Source organism: Candidatus Erwinia dacicola (assembly GCF_001756855.1).
Taxonomy (GTDB): domain Bacteria; phylum Pseudomonadota; class Gammaproteobacteria; order Enterobacterales; family Enterobacteriaceae; genus Erwinia; species Erwinia dacicola.
The window spans coordinates 1-3,457 of the sequence record NZ_MAYS01000028.1; the positions used below are offsets into that span (position 1 = coordinate 1).

2 rRNA genes are annotated in these 3,457 nt (G+C 53.1%); both read left to right on the forward strand.

What is annotated here, in order from left to right:
* Positions 1 to 150: 150 nt before the first annotated feature.
* Positions 151 to 3,058, forward strand: a 23S ribosomal RNA gene (locus tag BBW68_RS00645).
* A gap of 115 nt (positions 3,059 to 3,173) precedes the next feature.
* Positions 3,174 to 3,289: ribosomal RNA gene (rrf, locus tag BBW68_RS00650) — 5S ribosomal RNA — on the forward strand.
* The last annotated feature ends 168 nt before the right edge of the window (positions 3,290 to 3,457 follow it).

Genomic DNA, 3,457 nt, shown 5'->3' on the forward strand with positions numbered 1-3,457 from the left:
TGCTCTTTAACAATCCGGAACAAGCTGAGAATTGAAACGACGCGTCGCTTTCATTTTCCGTAATTAAGAATGAAACTAACTAGCGATGCGTTCGAGTCTCTCAAATGCTCACGACAGCGTGCCGTCCTTCGGGACGCTTGTGGGTTGTGAGGTTAAGCGACTAAGCGTACACGGTGGATGCCTAGGCAGTCAGAGGCGATGAAGGGCGTGCTAATCTGCGATAAGCGTCGGTAAGGTGATATGAACCGCAACAACCGATGATACCCGAATGGGGAAACCCAGTGTGATAGGTCACACTATCATGTCATGAATACATAGTGGCATGAGGCGAACCGGGGGAACTGAAACATCTAAGTACCCCGAGGAAAAGAAATCAACCGAGATTCCCCCAGTAGCGGCGAGCGAACGGGGAACAGCCCGGAACCTGAATCAGTTTGTGCATTAGTGGAAGCGTCTGGAAAGACGCAGGGTACAGGGTGATACTCCCGTACACAAAAATGCACTTGCTGTGAGTTCGATGAGTAGGGCGGGACACGTGACATCCTGTCTGAATATGGGGGGACCATCCTCCAAGGCTAAATACTCCTGACTGACCGATAGTGAACCAGTACCGTGAGGGAAAGGCGAAAAGAACCCCGGCGAGGGGAGTGAAACAGAACCTGAAACCGTGTACGTACAAGCAGTGGGAGCACCTTCGTGGTGTGACTGCGTACCTTTTGTATAATGGGTCAGCGACTTATATTCTGTAGCAAGGTTAACCGAATAGGGGAGCCGCAGGGAAACCGAGTCTTAACTGGGCGCTAAGTTGCAGGGTATAGACCCGAAACCCGGTGATCTAGCCACGGGCAGGTTGAAGGTTGGGTAACACTAACTGGAGGACCGAACCGACTAATGTTGAAAAATTAGCGGATGACTTGTGGCTGGGGGTGAAAGGCCAATCAAACCGGGAGATAGCTGGTTCTCCCCGAAAGCTATTTAGGTAGCGCCTCGTGAGTTCATCTTCGGGGGTAGAGCACTGTTTTGGCTAGGGGGTCATCCCGGCTTACCAACCCAATGCAAACTGCGAATACCGAAGAATGTTATCACGGGAGACACACGGCGGGTGCTAACGTCCGTCGTGAAGAGGGAAACAACCCAGACCGCCAGCTAAGGTCCCAAAGTCATGGTTAAGTGGGAAACGATGTGGGAAGGCATAGACAGCCAGGATGTTGGCTTAGAAGCAGCCATCATTTGAAGAAAGCGTAATAGCTCACTGGTCGAGTCGGCCTGCGCGGAAGATGTAACGGGGCTAAACCATGCACCGAAGCTGCGGCAGCGGCGCGCAAGCGTTGTTGGGTAGGGGAGCGTTCTGTAAGCCGTCGAAGGTGAGCTGTGAGGCTTGCTGGAGGTATCAGAAGTGCGAATGCTGACATAAGTAACGATAAAGCGGGTGAAAAGCCTGCTCGCCGGAAGACCAAGGGTTCCTGTCCAACGTTAATCGGGGCAGGGTGAGTCGACCCCTAAGGCGAGGCCGAAAGGCGTAGTCGATGGGAAACGGGTTAATATTCCCGTACTCGGTGTTACTGCGAAGGGGGGACGGAGAAGGCTATGTTAGCCGGGCGACGGTTGTCCCGGTTTAAGCATGTAGGCGGAGAGTTTAGGTAAATCCGGACTCTTATCAACGCTGAGGTGTGATGACGAGGCATTACGGTGCTGAAGTAACAAATGCCCTGCTTCCAGGAAAAGCCTCTAAGCATCAGGTAACATCGAATCGTACCCCAAACCGACACAGGTGGTCAGGTAGAGAATACCAAGGCGCTTGAGAGAACTCGGGTGAAGGAACTAGGCAAAATGGTGCCGTAACTTCGGGAGAAGGCACGCTGTCGATAGGTGAAACCCCTCGCGGGTGGGAGCTGAAGGCAGTCGAAGATACCAGCTGGCTGCAACTGTTTATTAAAAACACAGCACTGTGCAAACACGAAAGTGGACGTATACGGTGTGACGCCTGCCCGGTGCCGGAAGGTTAATTGATGGGGTTATCCGCAAGGAGAAGCTCTTGATCGAAGCCCCGGTAAACGGCGGCCGTAACTATAACGGTCCTAAGGTAGCGAAATTCCTTGTCGGGTAAGTTCCGACCTGCACGAATGGCGTAATGATGGCTAGGCTGTCTCCACCCGAGACTCAGTGAAATTGAACTCGCTGTGAAGATGCAGCGTACCCGCGGCAAGACGGAAAGACCCCGTGAACCTTTACTACAGCTTGACACTGAACATTGAGCCTTGATGTGTAGGATAGGTGGGAGGCTTTGAAGCGTGGACGCCAGTCTGCGTGGAGCCAACCTTGAAATACCACCCTTTAACGTTTGATGTTCTAACCTAGCGCCGTAATCCGGCGCGGGGACAGTGTCTGGTGGGTAGTTTGACTGGGGCGGTCTCCTCCTAAAGAGTAACGGAGGAGCACGAAGGTTAGCTAATCACGGTCGGACATCGTGAGGTTAGTGCAATGGCATAAGCTAGCTTGACTGCGAGAGTGACGGCTCAAGCAGGTGCGAAAGCAGGTCATAGTGATCCGGTGGTTCTGAATGGAAGGGCCATCGCTCAACGGATAAAAGGTACTCCGGGGATAACAGGCTGATACCGCCCAAGAGTTCATATCGACGGCGGTGTTTGGCACCTCGATGTCGGCTCATCACATCCTGGGGCTGAAGTGGGTCCCAAGGGTACGGCTGTTCGCCGTTTAAAGTGGTACGCGAGCTGGGTTTAGAACGTCGTGAGACAGTTCGGTCCCTATCTGCCGTGGGCGCTGGAGAATTGAGAGGGGTTGCTCCTAGTACGAGAGGACCGGAGTGAACGCACCACTGGTATTCGGGTTGTCATGCCAATGGCACTGCCCGGTAGCTAAGTGCGGAAAAGATAAGCGCTGAAAGCATCTAAGCGCGAAACTTGCCTCGAGATGAATTCTCCCTAGGTCCTTGAGACCTCTGAAGGGACGTTGAAGACTACGACGTTGATAGGCCGGGTGTGTAAGCGCAGCGATGCGTTGAGCTAACCGGTACTAATGACCCGTGAGGCTTAATCTTACAACGCCAGAAGCGTTCTGGTGCGCGTTCGAGAGACGCAAAAGAGATTTTCAGCTTGTGACCGGATAAAAATTTAGCGGGAACGAAGTCATTTCGTTTCAAGCACCAAGATTTGTCTGGCGGCTTTAGCGCGGTGGTCCCACCTGACCCCATGCCGAACTCAGAAGTGAAACGCCGTAGCGCCGATGGTAGTGTGGGGTCTCCCCATGCGAGAGTAGGGAACTGCCAAACATCAATTTAAGACCGTTTACGGGTCATGACATTACCTCTGACAAGGTAAGGGCAAAACACCTAAAATCAGACGCAGTCTGAATTCAGTACAGAATCGGTGGAGCGGTAGTTCAGTTGGTTAGAATACCTGCCTGTCACGCAGGGGGTCGCGGGTTCGAGCCCCGTCCG